At 40.5% G+C, this 24,422-nt stretch carries 19 protein-coding genes and 1 pseudogene; 15 read left to right on the top strand and 5 right to left on the bottom strand.

What is annotated here, in order from left to right; genetic code table 11:
• The first annotated feature begins 62 nt into the window (after nucleotides 1–62).
• From AC58QT_RS11470 to AC58QT_RS11420, 11 genes are all read left to right on the top strand, one after another.
• Nucleotides 63–1,760 (top strand): S-layer homology domain-containing protein, encoded by a 1,698-nt coding sequence (locus AC58QT_RS11470; RefSeq protein ID WP_497409094.1) that lies wholly within the window; start codon nucleotides 63–65, stop codon nucleotides 1,758–1,760.
• Between the two features lie 460 nt (nucleotides 1,761–2,220).
• The gene (locus AC58QT_RS11465) at nucleotides 2,221–3,744 is read left to right on the top strand and encodes a family 43 glycosylhydrolase (protein WP_497409093.1); all 1,524 of its coding nucleotides are present in this window, start codon (nucleotides 2,221–2,223) and stop codon (nucleotides 3,742–3,744) included.
• Between the two features lie 244 nt (nucleotides 3,745–3,988).
• A complete protein-coding gene (locus tag AC58QT_RS11460; RefSeq protein ID WP_497409092.1) occupies nucleotides 3,989–6,202 on the top strand; it encodes a helix-turn-helix domain-containing protein in 2,214 nt (737 codons plus the stop codon).
• 47 nt (nucleotides 6,203–6,249) lie between these two features.
• Nucleotides 6,250–8,610 (top strand): beta-galactosidase, encoded by a 2,361-nt coding sequence (locus tag AC58QT_RS11455; protein WP_497409091.1) that lies wholly within the window; start codon nucleotides 6,250–6,252, stop codon nucleotides 8,608–8,610.
• A gap of 55 nt (nucleotides 8,611–8,665) precedes the next feature.
• Nucleotides 8,666–9,319, top strand: coding sequence for an SGNH/GDSL hydrolase family protein (locus AC58QT_RS11450; protein WP_497409090.1), 654 nt, complete (start codon nucleotides 8,666–8,668; stop codon nucleotides 9,317–9,319).
• 299 nt (nucleotides 9,320–9,618) lie between these two features.
• A complete protein-coding gene (locus AC58QT_RS11445; RefSeq protein WP_497409089.1) occupies nucleotides 9,619–11,166 on the top strand; it encodes a CBM96 family carbohydrate-binding protein in 1,548 nt (515 codons plus the stop codon).
• A gap of 209 nt (nucleotides 11,167–11,375) precedes the next feature.
• A complete protein-coding gene (locus AC58QT_RS11440; RefSeq protein ID WP_497409088.1) occupies nucleotides 11,376–11,777 on the top strand; it encodes a response regulator in 402 nt (133 codons plus the stop codon).
• A gap of 39 nt (nucleotides 11,778–11,816) precedes the next feature.
• Nucleotides 11,817–12,383: an RNA polymerase sporulation sigma factor SigK gene (gene sigK / locus AC58QT_RS11435; protein WP_497409087.1), complete on the top strand. Its 567-nt coding sequence runs from the start codon at nucleotides 11,817–11,819 to the stop codon at nucleotides 12,381–12,383.
• A 62-nt stretch (nucleotides 12,384–12,445) separates the two neighbouring features.
• On the top strand, nucleotides 12,446–13,117 hold the full coding sequence (locus AC58QT_RS11430) for an ABC transporter ATP-binding protein (RefSeq protein ID WP_497409086.1): 672 nt from the start codon (nucleotides 12,446–12,448) through the stop codon (nucleotides 13,115–13,117).
• A gap of 405 nt (nucleotides 13,118–13,522) precedes the next feature.
• Nucleotides 13,523–13,732, top strand: coding sequence for a GNAT family N-acetyltransferase (locus AC58QT_RS11425; protein WP_497409085.1), 210 nt, complete (start codon nucleotides 13,523–13,525; stop codon nucleotides 13,730–13,732).
• A 1,352-nt stretch (nucleotides 13,733–15,084) separates the two neighbouring features.
• Complete coding sequence (locus tag AC58QT_RS11420; protein ID WP_497409084.1) at nucleotides 15,085–18,396, top strand: S-layer homology domain-containing protein; 3,312 nt, start codon at nucleotides 15,085–15,087, stop codon at nucleotides 18,394–18,396.
• 136 nt (nucleotides 18,397–18,532) lie between these two features.
• Here the strand turns inward: AC58QT_RS11420 and AC58QT_RS11415 are convergent, their stop codons facing one another.
• Nucleotides 18,533–19,021 (bottom strand): MarR family winged helix-turn-helix transcriptional regulator, encoded by a 489-nt coding sequence (locus AC58QT_RS11415; protein ID WP_310226351.1) that lies wholly within the window; start codon nucleotides 19,019–19,021, stop codon nucleotides 18,533–18,535.
• Between the two features lie 385 nt (nucleotides 19,022–19,406).
• Between AC58QT_RS11415 and AC58QT_RS11410 the strand changes: the two genes are divergently transcribed.
• The 4 genes and pseudogenes from AC58QT_RS11410 to AC58QT_RS11395 all read left to right on the top strand — a co-directional run bounded on the left by AC58QT_RS11410 (nucleotide 19,407) and on the right by AC58QT_RS11395 (nucleotide 21,809).
• Complete coding sequence (locus AC58QT_RS11410; protein WP_497409083.1) at nucleotides 19,407–19,679, top strand: hypothetical protein; 273 nt, start codon at nucleotides 19,407–19,409, stop codon at nucleotides 19,677–19,679.
• A gap of 552 nt (nucleotides 19,680–20,231) precedes the next feature.
• Complete coding sequence (locus AC58QT_RS11405) at nucleotides 20,232–20,645, top strand: hypothetical protein (RefSeq protein ID WP_497409082.1); 414 nt, start codon at nucleotides 20,232–20,234, stop codon at nucleotides 20,643–20,645.
• Nucleotides 20,542–21,054 (top strand): annotated as a pseudogene (sigK, locus tag AC58QT_RS11400) (RNA polymerase sporulation sigma factor SigK); the annotation flags it as partial. The gene AC58QT_RS11405 and the pseudogene sigK (AC58QT_RS11400), both read left to right, overlap by 104 nt.
• A 77-nt stretch (nucleotides 21,055–21,131) precedes the next feature.
• Nucleotides 21,132–21,809: an ABC transporter ATP-binding protein gene (locus tag AC58QT_RS11395; RefSeq protein ID WP_497409081.1), complete on the top strand. Its 678-nt coding sequence runs from the start codon at nucleotides 21,132–21,134 to the stop codon at nucleotides 21,807–21,809.
• Between the two features lie 765 nt (nucleotides 21,810–22,574).
• Here AC58QT_RS11395 and AC58QT_RS11390 read toward each other — a convergent pair.
• The 4 genes from AC58QT_RS11390 to AC58QT_RS11375 form a co-directional block, all read right to left on the bottom strand.
• On the bottom strand, nucleotides 22,575–23,246 hold the full coding sequence (locus AC58QT_RS11390) for a carbohydrate ABC transporter permease (protein ID WP_497409080.1): 672 nt from the start codon (nucleotides 23,244–23,246) through the stop codon (nucleotides 22,575–22,577).
• A 226-nt stretch (nucleotides 23,247–23,472) separates the two neighbouring features.
• Nucleotides 23,473–23,772 carry a carbohydrate ABC transporter permease gene (locus AC58QT_RS11385; RefSeq protein WP_497409079.1) on the bottom strand — a complete coding sequence of 100 codons (300 nt, stop codon included), beginning with the start codon at nucleotides 23,770–23,772 and terminating at the stop codon, nucleotides 23,473–23,475.
• 1 nt (nucleotide 23,773) lies between these two features.
• Nucleotides 23,774–24,163, bottom strand: coding sequence for a hypothetical protein (locus tag AC58QT_RS11380; RefSeq protein ID WP_497409078.1), 390 nt, complete (start codon nucleotides 24,161–24,163; stop codon nucleotides 23,774–23,776).
• A gap of 42 nt (nucleotides 24,164–24,205) precedes the next feature.
• A complete protein-coding gene (locus AC58QT_RS11375) occupies nucleotides 24,206–24,346 on the bottom strand; it encodes a hypothetical protein (protein ID WP_497409077.1) in 141 nt (46 codons plus the stop codon).
• Nucleotides 24,347–24,422 lie beyond the last annotated feature (76 nt).

Genomic DNA, 24,422 nt, shown 5'->3' with positions numbered 1-24,422 from the left:
GTGGTTAGATGGGAGAAGATGTTGTCATCTCCCATCCTCCGCAACATGGGGGGCATATAAAGATGAAACGATTTTTACAATTGCTATGTATGACAACATTATTACTAATTTCACTAGTTCCATTCTCAGCCGCAGCCCAAGAAAGTAACTTTCAATTGGTTCCTTCTACTGTCAGTGTGAAAACTGGTGAAAACGTAACGTTTACGGTCGCTGGTAAATCACTCATGGACTTGTACGGCGCAGAATTTGAGTTTGTCTATGACCCAGCCAAACTGAAGTATATTGGTGTAAGCGGACTCGGAACAGATGAGTTTGTGATGGCGCCTTCTGTGGGAGGCAATAAGATTGAACTTGTCTATACAAAAACGAAACCTGTTGCAGGACTAACAGGCGACCGCAATTTATTCACAGTAACTTTTCAGTCTGTTGGAACAGGTGCTGCTGTGGTTAGCCTTCAGCCTACAACTGTTCTGAACAGTCAGAGTCAGCTTGTGTCTGGAATCTCAGGTAGTTCAACGAACGTGACAGTAACATCCGGTGAGAGCACAAGTACTCCGCCACCAATCAATCCAGGCACAACTCAAACAAACCCGGCGCCTGTATCTGGTGTAGTATCGGTCGAAGCAACAACATCAGAGGATGGTGTCGTCAACATCGAGATTGTCACGAAAGATTTGCTTTCAGCGGCTGCATCCTCGCTAGATAAAACTGTGTTAGTTCAAGTAGGCAATACTACTGGAATGAAGGCAGTGAGTGTTACATTGCCTGTCGGATCGTGGAATCAAGCAGGATCTGCAACAAGTAAGGTAAACACAATTACCCTGAATACAGGTCTCGCGAATGTCTCTATTGATACCAAACTAATTGAAAAACTGCCAGCTGTCGGCGCAAATTCAAAGCTTCAATTAACGGTTGCCAAAGTCGAACCAACGACTCTTCCGGCGGATATAAGACAAACGACTGGCACACAGACCGTTTATGATTTTAGCTTGAGTCTTGATGGGCAAAAGATCACCAAATTTAATGGAGATATTAAAGTTGAACTCCCGTACACGCTTGCTCCTGGAGAGAAGCCGAATCAGGTGGTCATTTACTATATCGCAGATGATGGTACTCTCGAAGTCGTTAAAAATGGTCGTTACAATGCATCAACAGGCATGGTTGAGTTTAGACCGAAGCATTTCAGCAAGTATTCGGCGAATTATACGCCAGTTGCCTTCCATGACATGGATGGAGCCGCATGGGCAAATGAAGCGGTGCTAGGGCTAGCAGCCCGTCAAGTTATCCAAGGAAGAAACGAAGGAAGCTTTGTACCGAATGGAGACGTGACAAGAGCGGAATTCATTCAATTGTTAACGCAGCTTTTTGATCTTCAAACAGCTAATGCTTCAGCTGCCTTTACAGACGTTTCATCAGAAGCCTGGTACTACAATGCCATCGCCTCAGCCCAACAAGCTGGTCTCGTGCAGGGCAAGTTGGATGGCAGTTTTGGAGTCAATGATCGAATTTCCAGGGAGGATATGGCAGTGCTGATCTATCGCTTCTGGAAGATGGTTAGTACGGATACACTAAACGGAAGTAATGCTAGTACGAGTTTTCAGGATCAGAATTTGACTTCAGATTACGCCAAAGAAGCCGTCAAAGCCCTGCAGCAGGCAGGAATTATGAATGGAGTCACCGAGGGACTCTTTGAGCCGAAGGGCACTTCTACAAGGGCACAAGCGGCAGTTGTATTGTATAGAATATACCAACGAATTTAATAGTTAGTTGAGAATGAGTCAAGGAACGCCAGTCTATGTAGCTGACGTTCTTTTTTTATATAACAGGAAATTATAATAATGCGATAATACGCAATGTAAAGCTATGCGAAGCGCGACTGGCGCATCTGGCGGATTGTACAGATAGCTGGAGTCATCTCCTGAGACTTTTCGCAAAAAGAAACCACTTACGAAAGTATTCACTCTCTTACTAGTCTTTTAAACGTTCTTTTTTGAAATTGGCCAACAAAACACTCGTTTCAGAAAATTATTTATCCAACAGAAAGATGTTTATTGCTAAAATAAGTGACTTAATCCTATAGTTTGGAAGTGTGCTAGGAGTCGACACCGAAGAATGCCAAGCAGCTGCGCTCATCTTTTAAAGAGAGGAGGGCAATGTAAAGAAAGGAAGCAATGATTCACGTTCATTTAATTAATAAATTATTAATGGAGGGAACAACAAATGAACCAAGGAAAGAGTCTACAGCAACGTGTATCTTTCTTAAGCTTTCTGCTTCTCTTTATGATGGCATGTTTCATCGGTGGTACTTCTGTTAGCGCAGCTAGTCAAAAGTTAACAAATGACGTTTTTTGGAAGGATACCTCAGGTAATCCTATTTATTCGCAAGGCGGTGGCGTTCTTAAAGTTGGCAGCAAATACTATTGGTACGGTGTGAAGTACAATGGTGCCGTTACCTACTATAATAATCCGACTTCGCTTAACAGCGATGCGAGTTTTAACGCAATAACTTGCTATTCATCTACGGACTTGGTGAACTGGAAGTTTGAGGGGAATGTTGTGACAGCTACTTCGGACGGATCGACTTGGGATACGGATTGGGTGGGGAGAATCGGTGCTGCATATAACAGTACAACTCAAAAGTATGTGTTAGTTATGCAGTATCAAGGACCTAATGGCAAAGGGACGGCATTTGCTACGAGTAGCACGCCGACAGGTACATTTACGTATGATCGTTTACAAACGGCAATAACAAATGTCGTAAATGATCGTACAGGGGATCAAGCGGTCTTTATTGACGATGATGGTAAAGCTTATCTCGTATTCAGTAATGCGGGTGGTCGTGCAAACGTTTACATTTCACCGCTGCGTACATCAGATTATTTGAACGTTGAACCGGCGACACAGATTTTTAATGTCTCCGCTGGGAGAGAAGGCAATGCCATGTTTAAATATAACGGTGTGTACTATGTTTGTGGTTCCGATCTGCATGGATGGAATTCATCGAAGACTTATTGCATATCTTCTACGAACATCTACGGTCCTTATTCAAGCGAGTTTGTAATGGGGAATACAGATAAAGACTTCTCTCATGTGACACAAACGGGATTGTTCGTTAAAGTACAAGGCACATCAGGGACAACTATTTTATTTGGAGGAGATCGTTGGAGTGACTTTGCCGGAAATGGAATCGGATACAATCAATGGATGCCTCTTTCCTTCAATGGCACAACGCCAAGCATGAATTCGCTAAGTGAATTTAATTTAGATGCAGCTGCAGGTACTTGGAGTACGAGTAGCGGAAATAACTACGTACTAAATCCAAGTTACGAGGCGGATCGGGTTTCCCAAAATGCATTGGCGGGTTGGCAAACATGGACGAATGCTTCAACGAATCCTAATGCGAACGTGCTCGGTGGACACTCAGGTCGGTGGGCTGCGAAGCAATCGGGATCCGCAGCGTATAGCGCAACCCGTTATCAAGACATTAGTAATTTGCCAAATGGCACGTATACACTCAAAACATGGGTAAAAAGCAGTGGTGGCCAGACGAGTGCATACATTTATGTAAGTAATTATGGTGGTTCGGAACTAAGATATAATGTTAACTCGGCGATTAGCAGCTGGACGCAGATTACAATTCCGAATATTAACGTTACAAACGGAACTGCACGGATCGCACTTTACTCAGTAGCTAATGCAGGGAATTGGGTATATGTAGATGATTGGTCGTTAATTAAGAACTAAATGGTTAATAATAAGAACATCTGGTTTGCTTTACATGCATACCAGGTGTTTTTCTTTTTAAATGCTTCCTTAAAGTCCATTTCTGAAATTGGTTAATCGAGCAGAAATGAGTTTATTGCGTCAACGCTACCAAGATCGTATAGTGTAGATACTTCTTGAGAATTATTCGGAAATAGCAGAAGCGTTTTCATACTACCTGATGTGTTATAGTAGTAAAAAAAGTTGCAAACAGGGTGAGCCAAACATGAAGAATAATACATATATTAAACGCATGATGTTTTCATATCTTCCAATTTTGTTTCTGACGATTTCAATATTGATTTCTATATTCGTTGCTGTACTTAATGAACTTAATGTTCGTAATGCTGTTCAAGCTAATAAAGTAACCACGGAATATATTAGTAATATGATCGATAATACGTTGAAGACTATTGACGCAGATGTCCGTAAAGTCATCCAGACAAACGGTGATTTGCAAGCGTTTTTGGAAATGCCTTCTGATCGTCTACTCAATTATGCTGCCTCGAACTTATTGAGAGATATGATGGTTTCCCATAATTTTATTGATTCAATTTATCTGTATAGATCGAAAGATCGTTTAGTGTTGGATCAAAGCATGATTCGCTCTGTGGATGTATTTCCCGATCAGGAATATATTACCGAGTTATTAAAACAACCTTATCCTATTAACTGGTCTTCTCCTAGATTGAAGAATAGTGATAATAGTACGAAACTGAGGGTAATTTCGTTAGGTCGAAAAATCCCTTTAGAGACCGCAAGCCTTGGTTATATGGTCATTAATGTTAATCTGAATGCTGTGAACACATTTGTTAATAGTATGATTGATCGTACTATTACAGATGCTCAAATTTATGATGAGCAGCAACAAGCTTTTTTTCCTGACGTTCATGTTGAGGGCAAGGAAACTCGCGTACATGGTGAGATTACTTCTGACTATACAGGCTGGACATACCAAACTGAAATTAAAGGTACCCGATTGTACAGCGTGTTACTTCACGGCAATTTGGTATGGATTTTTGCTGTAGTAGGAGCGATTGTTTTAGCGATTGGCTCAACTTTCTATGTAACGCGTAGGAGCTATAGACCAATTGAAGCTATCATACACAGAATTGATCGTTTTTCTACGACAATTATGTCGAACGATATAAATTCTGATAAGAATGAGTTTGCATTTATCGATCATGCGATTGAAAGATTGATAACGAATAATATGGTATACCAAGAAAAGCAAGAGGAGCACTTAACTATTCGCAAGCAACAATTTCTACAAAACCTATTGAATGGTGAATATGCCGAAAATCAGGAAGTATTTAAATTGGAAAGAGAACGATATGCAATAAAGGACGACTGTCGTTTTATTGCTGCTGTTCTCGAGATTGATAATTATGTCCAATTTTGTTTGAGATATAACTCAAAGGATCAGTCTCTTTTTAAATTTGTAATTAGTTCTGTTGCGGTAGAGTTTTCAGAACAAATGCAGCAGCAAGGATTAATAGAGTGGGTATCTAAAAACCGTCTAATTTTGCTCCTTTTTTCACAAGAGGAAAGGGATTTTGAGCACCAAATGCTGAAGATGGCAGAACAGATTCGTGCTTGGATTGAGGGGCATCTTGATTTTACCGTAACGATCGGCATTGGGTCCATGATTGATGATGTTGCTCTAGTTCGCCAATCTTATCAAGAGGCGGGACAGGCAGTTAGCCGCAAAGTTACGTTAGGAACAAATCAAATTATAGACACGGTTGAAGGCGGAGAAAAATTAACAGATGAGTGGTTTGCTTATTTACAGTTAATTCAAGGAATTGTGCTTCAACTTCGTATGGCGGAGAACGGATGGATCAATAATTACACAAAACTGTTTGATGAAATCAGAATTCACCAATTGCAACGTGAAGATATTCAACGGTTACTAGAATACTTCGTTTTTCAGTTAGAACGAGAGTTAGTAGGAATGTCGTCTGATATTAGCTCATACTGGCGAGATCATTTGAAAATATTGATGTTACAAAGTTTGACCGATATTGAGACGCTACAGAAAATTGAAGCAGAGTATCGCAATGCTTTGCAGATGCTAGCCGAGCAGCTTAATGAGAACTCACAGAATCGCAGACATCACGCTTTATTAAAAGACATTCGTAGTTATGTGGCTGAGAATTTTACAGATCCAAACTTATCTCTGACCTTACTAAGTGATCGTTTTCAAGTGAATTCCAAGTATCTCAGCCAACTGTTTAAGGAAGAGCTTGGAGAGAATTTCAGTGACATACTGATCTCGCTTCGAATTGATTATGCGAAGAAGCTTCTAGAAGAAACGCAAGATACAGTTCAAGACATATCGGTTAGCGTTGGATATACAAATTCAATATCTTTTAGTCGCATATTCAAAAAAAGTGTTGGCTTAACCCCAGGCCAATATCGGGAATCAAGAATTACGTAAGAGTTTAGACATCTTGAAAACAACGAGGATAATCAGGAGGAGAAGTTATGTCTATTTATCGCATTGACACCAGGGAGGCTCGTAAAGCCATCATCGCTAAGCCAAATTATTTGGCGGGTAAGAATCCATCTGGAGACTCGGTTAGTTTCACAAACTATTATATGGAGCGAAACGGGGAGCCCTTTTTTGGTATCTGTGGGGAATTTCATTACTGTCGATATAACGAGGCATTGTGGGAAGATGAAATATTAAAAATGAAAATGGGTGGCATTAACTTGATGTGCACCTATATTTTTTGGAACGTTCATGAGGAAGTGGAGGGTGTATATGATTGGAGCGGGCGACGGGATCTTCGGAAATTTGTAGATCTCTGTGGAAAGCATGATCTTTATGTAATTATCCGTATTGGTCCGTTCTGTCATGGAGAGATCCGCAACGGAGGCATGCCAGACTGGTTATATGGCAGACCGTTTAATCTGCGGTCAAATGATGAGCGTTACTTAAATTACGTTCGTAAGCTTTATGCTCAAATTAGCGAACAAGTTAATGGTCTGTTGTTCAAGCAAGGTGGTCCAATTATCGGTACACAAATCGAAAACGAACATGGACACTCTGCGGCTCAGTGGGCACAAACCACAGGAATTAGTAACGAGTGGATGACACAAGGATATGACGGGGAAGCTCATATGCGAGTATTAAAGCAAATGGCGATTGAAGTAGGAATAGAAACTCCGCTTTACACATGCACTGCTTGGGGAGGGGCAAATGCACCTGCTGACGAAATGCTCCCGTTATGGGGCGGTTACTCCCACTGGCCATGGATCTATTATGAACATGATCGGTTTGGAGAGATGAAAGAGCATCCAGCGACACCTGAGTATATTTTCCGAGATAAACATAATAACGCTATTCCAGTTAGCTATAACTTTGAGCCGAGCTATACACCTGAAGATTATCCTTATGCCTGTTGTGAGATGGGGGGAGGGATGACACCTTTTTACCGATATCGCTTTAATTTTCCTTACATTAGTGTCCCCGCGATGACCGGGATTAAAGTGGCAGAAGGCTGCAATCTTATTGGATACTATATGTATCATGGTGGGTCCAATCCTACTGGTAAGAGAGACCTTTATCTGAATGATTTGGCAACACCTAAAATTTCATATGATTTCAATGCTTGTATAGGTGAGTTCGGTCAAGTCAGAGAGTCTTATCATAGGACGAGGCTACAGCACTATTTTTTTCAAACTTATTCTAGTTGGTTATGTCGTACGAAAACAATTCTGCCGGGAGACACCTCTGGTATGGAGCCAATGGATACGGAAACACTGCGTTATGCAGTACGGGCTTCAGAAGGGACAGGACTTCTTTTTCTTAATAATTATCAAGATCATGTGCAAACACAGGATCTGCATGTTGAAGATGGTGTAAGCGTTTTGGTTGGAGATGGGGAGATACGTTTTCCAAGCGAAGGTGCTTTAAAGTTAGAAAAAGATGGTTTTGCAATGCTTCCTTACCGCTTCGATTTGGATGGAGTGGGGCTTGAGTATGCAATGGCTCAGTTGATTACTTTTATAACTGTGGAGGATACCGTTTATTATTTCTTTGTTTCACCGAAAGGAATGCCGCCGGAATATGCATTATCTGCTGAATCAATAGCAGATATCGATCCGGGTGCTGAAGCGATAGTGCTTAATCGAAATGGTTTAAAGATTGTGCGCCCTACAGCAGGTGAAGCTGGACCAATATCGTTAAAATCCTCAAATGGGAAAAAAGTAAAAATTGTTTCGCTTTCTTATGAAGAAGGAATGAAATTTTGGAAAGTAAATCTTTGGGGGCAAGAGAGAGTTGTACTTACGGATGGTAATTTAATTGTCTCTAAAGAGCAAGTAAAGCTGGAAGTTACAGATCAGAGAGAAGTAACCATTCGGATATTCCCTGATATTAATAATTTGAGTTCTGTTATTGGTGGCGATTTGCTTGAGCGCAAAGAAGAGGATCTATATACAGCATATCGTTTCCTCTTACCGCATCGTGAGATGAATTTTGAGTTGGATCGAGTGAAGGAAGACAAAGCGGTGCTTGCATTTTCACCTCATGTATTCGAAGGGGTGAAGGAAGTACTGTTGCGGATTAACTACGCTGGAGATATTGGTCATGCATATATTGATGGAGAGCTAATCAACGATAATTTTAGTAATGGTGATTCTTGGGAGATTGGCTTGAAAATGTTTCAAGAAAAGCTAATTGAGAAAGGGATGTATTTGTACATCTCTCCAATTCGTAAAGGAAATGTTGTAAATAGTCAAACAACAATGGCAGGCTGGAGCGAGAGTGCGAAAGAACTAATTGCCGAAATTGGGAGTATAACTGCTGTTTCTGTCCGCGAGCTTGTTTGGAATCAGTAATGACTTTATGGCAAGCAATCTTTATTGAGATAAAAGTTAAAGGAGATCGCTTGGCATGTACTTGCAAAAAGGTGAAAAACTTGTGATAATTGGGGACTCAATCACAGACTGTGAACGGAAGCGTCCAATTGGTGAAGGGATATTCGGTGGTGGAGTTGGTAAAGGCTATGTCTCATTGGTGGATGCCTTTATTCAAAGTTCCTATCCTGAAAGAGGAATTCGAATTGTTAATATGGGCATCAACGGGAACACAGTTCGTGATCTTAAGGGGCGCTGGGGAACCGATGTAGAGCAACTTAAGCCAGACTGGCTTGCAATTATGATTGGAATTAATGATGTATGGCGGCAATTTGATCAGCCAACTATTGTTGATTCTCATGTATACCAAGATGAATATGAGAATACACTGCGTGAATTGGTAAAGCAGACTAAGCCACTGGTAAAAGGGGTCATAATGATGACACCGTTTTACATAGAGCCTAACCGAGATGACGCTATGCGAAAGAAAATGGATGAATATGGGGCAATCGTGAAGTATATTGCTGATGAGACTGATTGCCTGTTTGTGGATACACAAGCTGCTTTTGAGCCAGTATTGAAGGGAATTTACTCTGCAGCTTTAGCTTGGGACCGTGTCCATCCATCTACAGTAGGTCATATGGTGCTTGCTAAGGCATTTTTGAGTGCAATAGGCTACAGCCACAAATAATTCAAGTTGTAACGCTAGGTTATGGCAATGCCACGGCTTAGCGTTATTTCTTTTTAACAATAAATCACAATTTGGTGAGAGTAGTTCATTTTTTTGAGATTCCAGCAGCTAAATTGAATTTTGGAGGATTTACTGAAAAAAGTTAATAAACGGAAAAAGGTTTGTTGTTGAATGTATTTATTTATGTTTTAAATGATATCGGGGTCAGTGACAAGAAGGAAGGGGGAACGAGAGAAGTAGGATTAATATTTAGAGGAGTGTTTGTAAACGCTTAAAAAGTGAAAAGAGGAGGCAAGATTATGAGTAAAAGGGTTATGCAAAAGGTATTGTTTAATTTCTTATCAGTCGTAACAATATTAAGTTTATTGATATCAATTTCACCTGAGCGTGTTAGAGCAGCAGATACAACCTTTATTGCGACTGCAGATGCTTATGTGCGATCTGGGGCATATGCGAATGTAAACTATGGTACAGCGACACAATTGCTTAGTAAAAAAGATTTAACGTACGCTGATAACAAACGCATCAGTTACATCAAATTCGATTTTAATGGAGGAACAACATTCAACTCTGCCAAATTGAAGTTTACAACATTATCGGCGAATAACGATCATGTTCTCCATGTTTACGGTCTGAGCAATGATTCATGGACCGAGACTGGGATTACATGGAACAATGCACCAAACAACAATACATCTGGATATGGAATGAAGGGAACCGGTATCACGGATATTGGTTCCGTAACAAACCTAGCGATTGCGACCTATGAAATCGACGTTACCAGCTATGTAACGTCTCAGACAGATAAGATTGTTACATTTGCAATTGTGACGGACACCTTAGATGTCAATTATACAGATACGATTACTTCTAGGGAGGGAGCCAATAAACCTTCACTCGTTTTAAGTACTGTAACAACACCATTAAAATACCATTTGGATGTAGCTCCAGGGAATTATGATGTAACAGTTGTATTAGGTGATAGTGCTACCGCGGCTTCTACATCAATTCAAGCTGAAGCTCGCAGAACTATGATAAAGGAAACTGCGACAGCTGCAGGAAGTACCTCGACTCAAACCTTTACGGTAAATGTCAGATCACCCGAAGGGCAGCCATCTAGCAGCTCTGGGACGGAGGGGTTGGATCTTGTATTCTCTGGTTCTACTCCTAAATATAAAAGTGTAAGTGTTGTGGCTGCTGTAAATCCCGTAGGGATCTATCTAGCTGGTGATTCGACTACATGTGACCAAAGTACAGCACCATGGGCTGGCTGGGGACAGATGTTTCCACAATACTTTAAGAAAGGCACATTTATTGCAAACTATGCGGACTCGGGCGAGAACGCCGGTAGTTTCCTTAATGGGAGCCTGTTTTTCCCGGCATTAATTAATAAAGTGAAAGCAAATGACTACGTATTTATTCAATTCGGTCATAACGATAAAACTACATCTAAAGCTGATTATCAAGCCAATCTTACAAGCATGATTAACCAGACAATGGCGAAAGGGGCTATTCCAGTTCTAGTCACACCACCGGTCAGAAGATTGTTTAATAGTGATAACACAACTTTGAGCACTACTGCGCTGCATGTTAATAGTGTTGGTGTTAATCTACCTGCGGCAATGAAAGAAGTTGCGACGACGACTGGAGTACAGCTTGTTGATTTGACAACTAAAAGTAAGACGCTTATTGAGTCACTTGGTGTTGAAGGATCCAAAAAGATTTATATGACAGTTGAGGCAAACGACAACACACACTTTAATGAATATGGTGCCAATGAAATGGCGAAGCTCGTTGTTCAAAGTATACAAGAGCTTAATCTACCTATTAAATCGAATCTTCGATAATATTATTAGTTCGCAATTGGATAATTAATAAAACTGCAAGGCGGTTACGTTGAGGCATTTAACCACCTTGCAGTTTATTAAAAGAATATTATTGAACAGAAATAGCATTCCAGTTAGGTCTAAAGAATTTTAAATGCCGTTTTTACAAGTTTCAACTGCCCTTTCATAACCAGTATGGGAGGATTTAACCAGGAACTTGTCTCGGCATCATGAAAAGGAGCGGAAGGGCTGTTTATAAAATATTACTTGTAGATAAAGAAAGTTGGGTAAGAGACTCTATACGAGATCTCGTTGCGAGGATCGGTCTCCCATTCATCATTGTACATGAGTGTATTCATGGTATAGATGCTCTAAGATGGTTGAAAACTCATCAGGTTGATCTAGTGTTAACTGAGATTAAGATGCCGTTAATGGACGGATATGAGCTAGTAAAGATATTGAGTGAAAACAAGTTGAAATGCAAAGTGGTACTAATTGGCGTACATTCAGATTTAGAATACGCAAGCAATACGGAGCAGTATAGCGTGGTGGATTATTTATTAAAACCAGTAGAGTTTGACGAATTGGAAATGTGCTTGCAACGATTCTTGGATATGCTGATAGGCATATGAACAATACTATTGAATTGTAAATCAGAGACGATAATTATCATGTCTAAGACATGCATTGCAGATCAAATAATGCTTTTTACTTTGCTTCGTGTCCACAACCTCAAAAAATTCGATAATACAGGAGAAGATTTGGAAGATTTGATCTCCATTGGGACTATCGGATTGATCAAAGCGATCGAGTCGTTTTCGCCGAATAAGGGCACGAAACTGGCGACTTTTGCTGCACGATGTATTGAGAATGAGATCCTTATGCATTTGCGCTCCCTGAAAAAAACACGAAAAGATGTGTCTTTGCATGACCCGATCGGAACGGATAAAGAGGGGAATGAAATTACGTTGATCGACATCCTCGGCAGCGAAGCGGACGATGTGGTGGATGCGGTGCAGTTGAAGATTGAGAAGTCGAAGATATATCGGAATTTGGAGATTTTGGACGACCGGGAGAAAGAGGTCATCGTTGGCTGGTTCGGGCTCGAACTCGGTGGCGAAGAGCGGACGCAGCGGGAGATCGCGAAGGAGTTGGGGATTTCGAGGTCCTACGTGTCGCGGATTGAGAAGCGAGCTTTAATGAAGCTTTATCATGAGTTTTATAAGGCGAAGCGGTAAGACATTAGGAAGGCGCATCGTATTCTTCATTTATTTGGCATCAAATAATGGAGGCGAAGACAATGACAGCCTTAATCCAAATTGAGCATGTTAGTAAATTTTACTATATGGGTGGCGAGACAATTCGTGCGTTAGATGACATTTCGTTAGATATTGCGCATGGTGAATTTGTAGCTATCATGGGGCCTTCGGGATTCGGAAAGTCCACATTGATGAACATCATCGGTTGTTTGGATGTGTCGGATGAAGGCAAGTATGTCCTAGATGGGAAGCAGATTCACTCCTTGAAGGGTTCGCAATTGGCTGAGATTCGGAATCGGAAGATTGGGTTTGTATTCCAAAGCTTCAACTTGCTGCCGAGACTAAGTGCATATGAAAATGTGGAGCTGCCATTAATATATCGGGGAATGACGAAGAAACAGCGTGAGCCGTTGGTACTCCAAGCACTGGATGCAGTGGATCAAATCGACCGGATGAAACATTTCCCCTCGGAGTTATCTGGCGGGCAGCAGCAACGCGTTGCGATTGCACGCACCTTGGCAGGAGATCCACCGATCATTCTGGCGGATGAACCAACAGGGGCACTAGATTCGAAAACTGGTATTGAGATCATGGATATTTTTACAAGGTTGAATGATCAAGGTAGGACGATAATTGTAATTACGCATGATCATGCGATAGCGCAGCAAGCGAAGCGGGTTGTAATGTTTCGTGATGGACGGTTGGTACATTAGTATGAATAATATCAGCCTTACGATAAAAGTCGTAGGGCTTTAAAAATTCAATTAATAATGATGATGAGTAAACTAACTATCTCTTTACATTTTATTATTAGTGTTAATCACTAAAGTAAAATTATATAATTACAACAATGATTTTTTGGAAGGTATACTTCAGACTAAAGGGGAGGTTACTGGGAATATCTTCTGGAATAATAGAGAGGAAGTATAATCTCTGTGAGGGGTGTTTTTATTGAACGAAAATGAAAAATGGCATCGGCATTAAGGTGCTTATGGGATTTGCATGATTGAAAAAAAGCTATTAGTCATTCATAAAGGAAATGGTCCGTACATTGGGAGATATGACCTTCCTGGAGGAACAGTTGAAGCAAATGAATCGTTAGTTGATATCAGAGTGAAATGGACTCGTCCTATGAATCGCTATGGCAATCGGTAGAGCACTTTATAAAGCAAGGTTTCGGTTATTGTATTATGAGGGATGATCATTTTGCGAGTGCTTGCAATTCGATGTTTGTAGGTGGAGGGTATGCGGATATGGATATTGTAACTGCAGATGATTATCAACAACAAGGACTAGCAACACTGGTAATCAACGATCTATTCAATTAGCGACAAAGTTAGTACTGGATCTATCCAATCTACGGTAATCCCAAGTTCTTGAATATGTACAATAAAAGAACACAGAGGAACCCAGATGATGAATGGAATAAAGAAAATAGAAGCAATATAGTTTATTGTAAAACTATATTGACAAATACTATATTAAATTATATATTATTAATGCAAAAACTTTTTTTCATAACCTTTTTTTCAGTGGGATCCGGGTGTAGCCGAATCCCACATTTTTTTATATGTACTATGAAAGAGCACCGAGGAACCCAGATGGTGAATGGAATAAAGAAAATAGAAGTAATATAGTTTATTATAAAACTATATTTACAAATACTATATTATATTATATATTATTAATGCGAAAACTTTTTTTCATAACCTTTTTTTCAGTGGGATCCGGGTGTAGCCGAATCCCACATTTTTTTTATATGTACTATGAAAGAGCACCGAGGATCCCAGATGAGATTGGATTAAAGAAAATAGAAGTGATATAGTTTATAATAAAACTATATTGACAAATACAATATTAAATTATATATTATTAATGCGAAAACTTTTTTTCATAACCTTTTTTTCAGTGGGATCCGGGTGTAGCCGAATCCCACATTTTTTTTATTGCTTAGGAGAAACCAAGATTGATGAATTGAAGGGGGGAGAAACAAAAGTGAACTCAGCTGGATGGGATACCTAGATTGTATAGATTTAAAGTGAGCTGAAACAACCAAACATATTTGTTGGCATGATCGAGTTAGAACAATTAGGACAGTACTTTATGTAATTTATAAAACATTTATAGCAACTGGATGCAGCGGTAAAAGGGAGCGGAAATATATTGTTATCTATTCCTAGATTTTATCTACTGTCTTGGCAAACGCTTGAGCAAATTGAGCTTCATTATTAATAAGTAACAAAAATAAGTATTCTAACCCTCTCAATTATTCAAATGAATGAATTTCTAAACGAGATAATTCCACACCACTACAAGTAATATTCAACTGCAAAGATTTGTATTTATAAAGGGAACTAATGGCAACAGCCTATATAGTATTGACTTAAACTATATTAATTAATATAATAAAAATGTAAAAAGTTAACCTTGTTATTATATTCATTAATACTTTATTTGTTATAACTAACCTACCGGCTATATTTTTGAATGAAGGAGGAATTCTCTCGTGTAAGATTTTACTCGATGTTTTAGGTCAATTGGGCTCAAGAGAAATATTCACTTCTGAGACTAGTATCCGGGTGTTAGGTGATGGGGATTAAAGGTTTAATGTTCGCAACAAGGTTTCTAAAAAAAAATATGTCTAATTCGAATTATCGAATTAGAAAGGAGAAATGAAGTAATGAAAAAAAGTCTGAAAGTAATCACATCTGCTACTATGATTTTCTCGATGTTCGCTTCAATAGCTTTGGCGGATACTACAACAGGAGGATCGACTAGTGCACCAGCGACGTCTTCGACGGTTAGTACTCAAGCTACGTCTACTAAGACATCCCAGGATTTCACGGATCTAAAAGATCTTGACGCGGCTACAAGAGTTAAGTTTGACGCTATGATTAGCGCAGGTATCTTCGATGGAGTTACTGACACAACATTCGGTCTGAAAGAAGAAATGAACCGTGCGCAATTTGCAAAAGTTGCAGCTTTAATCATGGGTCTTGAAATAAACAAAGATCTTAAAACTTCCAGTTTCTCTGATGTAAAAGCGGACGACGCAGCTAACGGTTACGCTCTTCCTTACATCGAAGCTTTGAAAGCAGCTAATGTTACTGACGGTTATGGAGAAGGCACATACAACCCGGCTGGTAAAGTAACTAAAGAGCAACTTGCTACTTTCTTGGTTCGTGTGTTGGGGAAAGAAGCTGAAGCAAAAGGGAAAACAGGTACTGATACTACTGTTTCCGGTTGGGCTCAAGGTTATGTAGCATTGGCATTAGAATTGAAATTGTTCCCTAAAACGGAAGGTACATTCGGTGGTCAATCCAACGCTACTCGTGACCTTCTTCTAACAGGTGCATATGAAGCTAAATCTCAATATGTTGCACCTGGTAAATTAACTGTAACTGGCGCTAAAGCAGCTGGCGTACAAAAAACAGAAGTTACTTTCAACAAACCAGTTGATACAGCGAAAGCTATCCTTACTCTTAAAAAGGGCAGCACTGAAGTTAAAACAACAACAAAATGGTCCGATGACAAGAAAACTGCTACATTGGTTCTTTCCGACGAAAAACTTCGCGCTGGTGACTATACAGTTAACGTAACTGGATTAGATGCTGCTGATATTGACAAAACAACAGCAACTTTCACAGCGGAAAATGAAGTATTGAAAAAAATCGAGTTTTTGTCTGGTAACGACACGATTGCACGTTCCCAAAGCACAGTTGTTAAAGCAAAAGGCGTTAACCAATATGGCGAAAATGCTTCTTTCAACTCTGGCAGCTACACGGTTTATCCAGGTGGAGCTAAATTAACAAAAATCAACAAATTGGATGATGATACTTTAGCTATCACATTGGATACAACGGAAAGCACAGCGGGTGTGGGGATTGTTTCTCTGTCCATCGTTAACAATGATCAGCACGTGACTGCTTCCAAGAACTATAAAGTAGGAACAGCGCCAATTCTGACTAAACTGGAGCTTGGTGAAGCACAATATTCCAATAGTAGCAATGCGATCAGTGGTAAAGGTGACTCAGTTAAGTTTGATCTTAATCTTTTTGACCAATACGGCGGTTATATCACGTATGATTCACCAGAATTCAAAAAAGAAAATATCAACTTGATTTGGAACGAATACATTGGCTCCAGTACAAAAGGAAGCAATGATATTATTAAGGCTGAATACGAAGATAACGGCAGCAATATTCCTCGCTTGAAGCTATCTTTGACTGACAACGTAGATAAGAGTGCTGATTACACATTTACGATCGTCAACCAAGCAGCTACAGCTACAGGTAAAATTAGTATTAAATCAGCTTCCGTTGCAACAAAAATCGAAATTGGCGACTTTAATGACGTCATCGCTGCAGGCGATAAAGATGTGTACATCCCAATCGTAGCGTATGATGCAAGTGGAAACGTATTGAGTGCTGATGATTTGACAAGCGACTCCAACCGCGAAAGAATTCAAGTTACAGCATCCGGTGTGGACGGATCTATTGCGGGACAAGGTGAAATTATGGAATCCGGTGATCACAGAGGTTCCATTCACTTGAAAAACATCACGGGCACTTCTAAAGGTTCCGTATCTCTAACGCTCGTTATCGCATCTCCTAACGCAACAAGCACGGCTACAAAAACGTGGACAGTTGCTGATGTTCGTATTCCAGATCGCATTAAAGAAGTAACGAAGCCAGCGAAAGAAATGATCGGTTATGGTAACCCGGATGCCCCAGATTCAGCTAAAAATGTAGCATCCAATTACACATTCCAATACCAAATTCTTGACCAATACGGCAAAGTTATGGATTACAACTTGGATACAAACGGAAATAGCGGCAACAGCAGTGTAGGTACTTCAGTAACTTACGATGTATATGTACAAGTTCAAAATCTGCCTGACAAAGATAAAAATGTAGACTTTAATGCGTTCAAAGTAACAAGAGCTGATGATGTGGACGTTCCTCTAGCTGATAACAAAACTGTCTACTCCTTTACTGGTGCAGATGAAACGAATGCCAAAGCATTTAAAGAGTTCAATAAAGGATTGAAAGTTACGGCATTCGCAGGCAATGAAGGTAAAAAAGCTAATCTGCGTATTGGTATCCGTAAGATTGACAAAGCAGATCCGACAAAAGCACAAGAGATCACTTATGTAGAACAACAAATTGCTGTAGCGCCTGCTGCTAATTCAAGTACTGGTGAAGATTGGACTTATACGTTAAATACAGCAAGCAAATTGTTTAATTTACTTGATAGTGATGTCCTTGTTGGTTCAGGCCTTGATAATGAATTTGGCAAGGTTGGAGCAATTGCAAACTCTGCGTTAAGCAAAAGAATCAACATTAAAGTTACCAATGCATCTGGCGATGTAGTGGCTGTTCCAAATAACTTTATTACAAATGTAACAAGTTCAAATCCTGCTGTTGTAAAAGTTGAAAAACGTATGTTGACAACTAAAGGAGAGAAATCAGGCAGTGCGGGTAGATGGTATATGGTTGGTAATAAAGCAGGTACTGCTACAATTACAGCCACTTATATCGACAACAAAGGAAAAACGAAATTCCTTACTCAAACTGTGACAGTAGCCGCAGATGCTCCGACAGTTGCATCGATGACAGCAAACAATAAAGTGACGGTTAGCAATACAGGTACCGGAGCTGTGTATGCTGCAACTACTGACTATGTTGCTTTCGGTGAAACTGATCCAGCCGAAATTAAAGACGGTGTTAAGGGAAGCCTTGGTCTTACAAATGTTGTAGTTACTGACTCTTACGGACTTGCTTTTGACGGATCCGATGTTAATAAATACAACGTGCTATACGGTCTAACATTTACTGTTCAACACGTTAATGCTACTGCTGGCAGTGCAGCTGATGTGACGATGGATTCCAGCAATAAAGTTCATCTTGCTGCAGGATTCAAAGGAACATTCGACGTAGTAATCGTTGCACCGAGCGGTAAAACAACTACAACTGAAGTAACAGTGAAATAATTGGATTTAATGATAAATCTAATAAGGATGTAGAAGTGCAAAAGAAGACCCCTTGGGGTCTTCTTTTGTTATTATAAATTGTTCCACCAATGCAAATGTTATATACGGGAACGACTGTATCAAGTTTGCTATCCGATTAGGAATGATTATTTTTAATGACTTTAAGACTGTCCAACGTTTGACGCATCTTCATTAGATACAATGAAAACGTATTCCTTTCCTCCGGTGTGAAGGCTTGATTTACTTTACAAATCCACTCCGTAATTAACGGCATTTGATTCTCAACTAATTGTGTTCCTTTTTCAGTTAGTTTTAAAATGACCTTACGTCGATCAACAGGGTGGCCCGTTCTTTCCAACAGTTGTCTTTTTTCCAAGTCATCAATTACGCCGGTCATTGAAGCTCGTGTTACATTGATTTTCACTCCGATATCGGATGGACCCAAAGGCTCGCCTTCATTAGCTGCTACATAAAGGAAAAATAAAGCGTGAAATTTTTCAGTTGAAAGCCCATGTGAGTTGTGAATTTTTTCAGTTTCAGTATAAATTTCGCGTTCTAAGTTCGATAATTGCAAGTAGTTTTGGAGGAAACCAAGGGTTTCCGTTAACATCTGGTTGTTAATCATTTAAAATCATCAACCTTTCTTCACGGCTTTTTTTGATTATATTATTATGAATTGTATTTGTCAAAATAATATATAAAAAAATAATTTTTGAATGTCTATGTTTTTAAATTTACTTCAATGACATTTCATGGAAGGGTACGAGTGAAGAAAGAAAAACGGACCTATGACGGTTCTTGATACCAGACTTAAGGCGGTGCAGTTACGAAAGCCAAGAAACCCGGCAATTAAGTTCAATGTGAAGTGACGTTTGCTGCGGGAGCATTTTTGCGTAAATTGGAATGAAAAAGATTGTATCTAAATTTTGATCATAACCATGAGGTGAGGGTGATTACAAATGTACAGAATAACGTCAAGGGCCGAATCCGCGAAATGACGGCGTGAACACGTGGTATGGGTTCCCGGCTACTCGTTACAAGGGAATGCTGTGCAAAGCTTCACCTTTGCGGCGCAAGCAGATCGCTATGTGAAGATACAAGGAACAAGCTTGCGTGCGAACCCGAACGATGGCTATTTATATTGTATGCAATTTGCCGAGGCTAGTTTATTGGTAGTCACGGGAGTAAGTACGACAAGCACAGTTGAGGATAGCAGCTGGGGCATTTCGAGATTGACGGACGGCAATTTGAGCAGTGTTTCCAGCTCATGGCTGGACGAGTAGCAATAGTATAGGATCGAATCATACCGAATCCGTCACGTTGGATTTAGGTGCGAGCAAGTCGTTAGCCGGACTGGGTATGCCAAACCAAGTAGTAGCGGCGCACAGTCCTTCACGTTTACGGCACAAACAGCGCGTTATGTGAAAATTGAGGGCACAAGCCTGCGCCAAAATCCAAACGATTACAACACGTATCGCATGCAATTGGCGGAAGCGAGCGTGTATTGAGTTACTAGGGATGCGGAAAAGGTGATCAAGCAAATAGGTTCGAAAGTGAAAGTTTACTTTTATAAACTTTCACTTTTTTTGATTCTAGGCGTTAGTTAATTTGATTGTTTTGGGAAACATGATTCCAGAATATTCCTACAAAATTCCTCCTGTTCGTATTATTGTCTCTGTACGCAAGAACCGTGAAAAACTACAATGAATTCAGAAATGATATCGCTTACATAATAACTATCGATGCCGGAAAGTAAGGGGGCGATTCGAACTGGAATTTTAATTAAGTGGTAGTGAGAATAGTTTCAGATTTCAAAATCGAGGAGGGAACAGTGTATGTTGTTAAATATTTGGTCAAGGAAAAGCATGTTGTCCTTGCAGGCGTTGCTTCTCGTCATTGTTATGTTGGCTGTATGCATTACGGTTCCGGCACCGACTTCTGCAGCGACACAAGCTCAATATTATGCCTCGCCTAACGGCAATGACAGTAATGCGGGAACTCTCGCTTCACCTTTTAAAACGGTTCAGAAAGCTAGGGACGTTGTACGAACGATTAACGGCAGTATGACGGGCGATATTATCGTAAATCTACGCGGTGGCAACTACCCAGTGACGAGTTCTATCGATTTCACTCCTGATTTGTGTCCATATCCTCAAAAAATTCGACAATACCGGGGAAGATCTCGAGGATTTGATCTCTATCGGGACGATCGGACTAATCAAAGCAATCGAGTCTTTCTCGCCGAATAAGGGCACGAAGTTGGCGACTTTTGCGGCTCGTTGTATCGAGAATGAGATCCTGATGCATCTGCGCTCATTGAAGAAAACACGGAAAGATGTATCTTTGCATGATCCTATCGGAACGGATAAAGAGGGGAATGAAATTACGCTAATTGACATCCTCGGCAGTGAGGCAGATGACGTGGTAGATGCGGTTCAGTTGAAAATCGAGAAGAGTAAAATCTATCGGAATCTAGAGATATTGGACGACCGTGAGAAAGAAGTCGTAGTTGGAAGGTTCGGGTTGGAGCTTGGTGGCGAAGAACGGACGCAGCGGGAGATCGCGAAGGAGTTGGGGATTTCGAGGAGTTACGTTTCAAGGATAGAAAAAAGGGCGCTCATGAAGCTGTATCATGAATTTTATAAGGCGAAGCGGTAAAGTAGGCAAGGTGAGGGCGACCCGTCGGTGAATCGTATTCTTCATTTATTTGGCATCAAATAATGGAGGCGAAGACAATGACAGCCTTAATCCAAATGGAACATGTTAGTAAATTTTACAATATGGGTGGAGAAACGATACGGGCGTTGGATGACATATCGTTGGATATCGCACAGGGTGAGTTTGTAGCTATTAAGGGGCCATCAGGTTCAGGAAAGTCCACATTGATGAATATCATCGGCTGCTTGGACATTTCAGATGAAGGTTTGTATGTCCTAGATGGGAAGCCGATTCACTCCTTGAAGGATTCGCAACTGGCTGAGATTCGGAATCGGAAGATTGGGTTTGTTTTTCAGAGCTTCAACTTGCTGCCAAGACTAAGCGCGTATGAAAATGTGGAGTTGCCGTTGATCTATCGGGGATTATCGAGAAAACAACGGGAGCCGCTGGTTATAGAAGCGTTGGAAGCGGTGGATTTGCTGGACCGGAGAAAACACTTTCCTTCGGAGTTGTCCGGCGGACAGCAGCAACGTGTTGCTATTGCGCGAACGTTGGCAGGCGATCCGCCGATTATTCTGGCAGATGAACCGACTGGAGCTTTGGATTCAAAGACTGGCACAGAGATCATGGATATTTTCAGGAGATTGAACGAGCAGGGCAGGACGATTACTGTGATTACACATGATCGGCAGGTTGCAGAGCAGGCGAAGCGGGTTGTGAGGTTTAGGGATGGGCGGTTGTTGGAGAAAGAGTAGAATAATAGTATCGGACTCGAATGAAGTGAAGCCCTAATAAAGTAAGATAGATTTATTTTGTTAGGTGATGTGTTTGGGCATGAGTTAGGTAATGTACCTGACTCATGTTTTTTAGTTTTGTGGTTATGGTGCAAGATATAAACTGAGAGTAATGGCACTATTGGTCTGACTAGGAAGGCTGCTTCGAATATTGCCTCTTGTTCTACAATCGTTGTGATGTTAATTGTGCAACTTGGTCACATTACGACTATTAGATTTGAGAGACCTTTATCGTCAAATATGCAGAAGCTGATTTCCGTGGAAGGGCTGTGAGCTTGAACCAATCGTCGAGTCAATTTGGCATTGTGGTTAGTCCTTTGCTAGGTGGGTTCATGGGTGGTGGTTGGGAATTCGATTCGTATTCCAGTTGACTGGAATAACTCTTCTTGGAGCCGCATGGAATTGCAAGGTGTTAAATGCGAAACGTACGGATCAGATGTTAATCTGATAAAGGTATTGTTTACCAATGCAGTGCATCCCAGTTCGGCCGGCCATTGCGAACGCAGCGTTGGAAGTATATTGTATCGGCCCCTGAAAAGGAATCCGCAATGTAGAGCTGCAATAAATTTCCCAACCTTAATATCTAGAGCATATATTCGCCTTTCTATGGTGGGACTTTGGCAGTAGGCATGCGCATCTTACTGCCAAAGCCCGGTGTGCAACCACAGGTTACTTTAAGAGTAGCCTATAATCAATTAATACTTGGATTTCAACGTATGTAAATGACTATCCTTTCAACGAGCCTGCCATTGCCCCAGCAATAAAATACCGCTGTAGGAAAAGGAATAATATGACCATTGGAGCAGCCGTTATCACAACACCTGTCAGCAACATCGGATAGTCAGTTACATACTCTCCGCGGAATTGCAACATGGCAAGAGGTAGTGTTAGTTTCGACTTGCTATTCAAAAGCAGCATAGGGATTAACAAATCATTCCACACAATAACAAACAGAAAAGTTGCTGTAGCTGCTAAAGAAGGTGCAGATAATGGCAGTGCTATTTGTGAATACAAACGCCATTCACTTGCACCATCAATACTACCTGCTTCCAGAATCTCTTTGCTCAGTACCTGCATAAAACTTTTGAGCATGAATACAGACAATGGCATCAAGATGGTAACCGATACGAGAATCAGCCCAATTAAGCTGGCGAGCAGCAGCTCCAATAACACAGTACTTAGCGTAACTTCAATACTGTTTAAAAAATATTGTCCTAATGGCTGTCCTTTGAACATCACAGCAAAATTATTAAACGTTAACGGTCTCGGCCAACCAAGCGGTGATGTAAAGAACCGTTGTGTCGATTTTAACGACGAGATCAACACGAAATATAAAGGTGCCGCAATAATGACGGCAAAGAGTAACAAGACGAAACGACCGAACCATTTAATTCCCATAATTGCAACAACCTCTTTTGTGAATTAGTACGAATCACGATCTGCTCGCAGCGCCTTGAACTGCAAAGTCGTTAATGTAGACAATAAAATGAGAAATAGGACAGAACTTGCCGTTGCCATTCCAAATTGATAACTTGAAAATGCCGTGTGATAAATATATGTGGTCAAAATTTCAGTCGCATAATTTGGCCCGCCGTCTGTCATTTTAAAAATAAGATCAAATGCTTTAAAGGTTAACCTTAGATTTTTTAACTAAGAGTAGAGCTAGCGCTAAGGATAAAACGGTCTGTGCAATAACAACAACCAACATGAATTTGGTATTGTTCCATAACGCTTTTTGAAAGACAATGCTATGCAGCGTTTTGGCATAATTGTTTAAACCAACAAGTTGATAGGACGGCGACACGCCGTCCCAATCAGTAAAGGAATAAAACATGCCTGATAGTGTAGGAACGATGAACAACACGACGTAGAGCAAGGTGCCCGGCAAAAGAAACAACCATAAGATGGATCGATTATGTGTCATATCATTTTACAAGATGCTGATCAATAATCGCTTGCGCTTCTTTTGCAGCTTCCTGCGGTGATTTACCACTGAGCACTGCTTGAATGGAGTTCGTTCTTGCTTTGGAGTTATCGCCATTCGTAATACTGTAACGTGGTTGGAATAAAGTCTTTTTGGATGACCATTCTAGAGATACTTGAAGTTCAGGACTCGTGTATTGTACGTCTCTTACGGTTACATTTTGTCCTGTTTCATTGGCGTACGTACTAGCATTTTCTTTGCGGCTCAGGAATTCAATGAATTTTTTGGCCTCAGAAGGATGCTTGGATTTACTATTCACTGCTAGCATGAACGTTGCCGTATGAATCCCTTCATACTTGACTTGATCTGCACTTACTGTAATTGGAGCCAATAGTTTTTGCTCTAGATTCGGGTTTTGCTTTTTATTTTGAGCTTATTGGTAAGATCCACTCGCGAGAATGGCTGCTTTTTCTTGACTGAAAAGCGCTCCTGCTGCCGCGTCCTTCGTACCAAGAGCATCTGGTTGGAAATAGCCCTTGTCATTTAATTCTTTAAACTGTGTCAAAGTTTTCACCCAGAATTCATCCGTTAATTTTGCTTGAGCGGCAGAAACATATTGATCAGAAGGAATAGTTTGCATTTCGACTTTT

This window comes from Paenibacillus sp. J31R109, assembly GCF_059692055.1.
This window is presented reverse-complemented; position numbering and strand designations above follow the sequence as displayed.

Bases quoted from the DNA above. Each gene is read 5' to 3' on its own strand.
- AC58QT_RS11440 (WP_497409088.1), top strand. From the start codon at position 11,376: ATGAAAAGGAGCGGAAGGGCTGTTTATAAAATATTACTTGTAGATAAA.
- AC58QT_RS11430 (WP_497409086.1), top strand. From the start codon at position 12,446: ATGACAGCCTTAATCCAAATTGAGCATGTTAGTAAATTTTACTATATG.
- AC58QT_RS11445 (WP_497409089.1), top strand. From the start codon at position 9,619: ATGAGTAAAAGGGTTATGCAAAAGGTATTGTTTAATTTCTTATCAGTC.
- AC58QT_RS11415 (WP_310226351.1), bottom strand. From the start codon at position 19,021: ATGATTAACAACCAGATGTTAACGGAAACCCTTGGTTTCCTCCAAAAC.
- AC58QT_RS11390 (WP_497409080.1), bottom strand. From the start codon at position 23,246: ATGGGAATTAAATGGTTCGGTCGTTTCGTCTTGTTACTCTTTGCCGTC.
- sigK (WP_497409087.1), top strand. From the start codon at position 11,817: ATGTCTAAGACATGCATTGCAGATCAAATAATGCTTTTTACTTTGCTT.
- AC58QT_RS11450 (WP_497409090.1), top strand. From the start codon at position 8,666: ATGTACTTGCAAAAAGGTGAAAAACTTGTGATAATTGGGGACTCAATC.
- AC58QT_RS11465 (WP_497409093.1), top strand. From the start codon at position 2,221: ATGAACCAAGGAAAGAGTCTACAGCAACGTGTATCTTTCTTAAGCTTT.
- AC58QT_RS11470 (WP_497409094.1), top strand. From the start codon at position 63: ATGAAACGATTTTTACAATTGCTATGTATGACAACATTATTACTAATT.
- AC58QT_RS11460 (WP_497409092.1), top strand. From the start codon at position 3,989: ATGAAGAATAATACATATATTAAACGCATGATGTTTTCATATCTTCCA.
- AC58QT_RS11395 (WP_497409081.1), top strand. From the start codon at position 21,132: ATGACAGCCTTAATCCAAATGGAACATGTTAGTAAATTTTACAATATG.
- AC58QT_RS11405 (WP_497409082.1), top strand. From the start codon at position 20,232: ATGTTGTTAAATATTTGGTCAAGGAAAAGCATGTTGTCCTTGCAGGCG.
- AC58QT_RS11420 (WP_497409084.1), top strand. From the start codon at position 15,085: ATGAAAAAAAGTCTGAAAGTAATCACATCTGCTACTATGATTTTCTCG.
- AC58QT_RS11455 (WP_497409091.1), top strand. From the start codon at position 6,250: ATGTCTATTTATCGCATTGACACCAGGGAGGCTCGTAAAGCCATCATC.
- AC58QT_RS11425 (WP_497409085.1), top strand. From the start codon at position 13,523: ATGGACTCGTCCTATGAATCGCTATGGCAATCGGTAGAGCACTTTATA.
- AC58QT_RS11385 (WP_497409079.1), bottom strand. From the start codon at position 23,772: ATGACACATAATCGATCCATCTTATGGTTGTTTCTTTTGCCGGGCACC.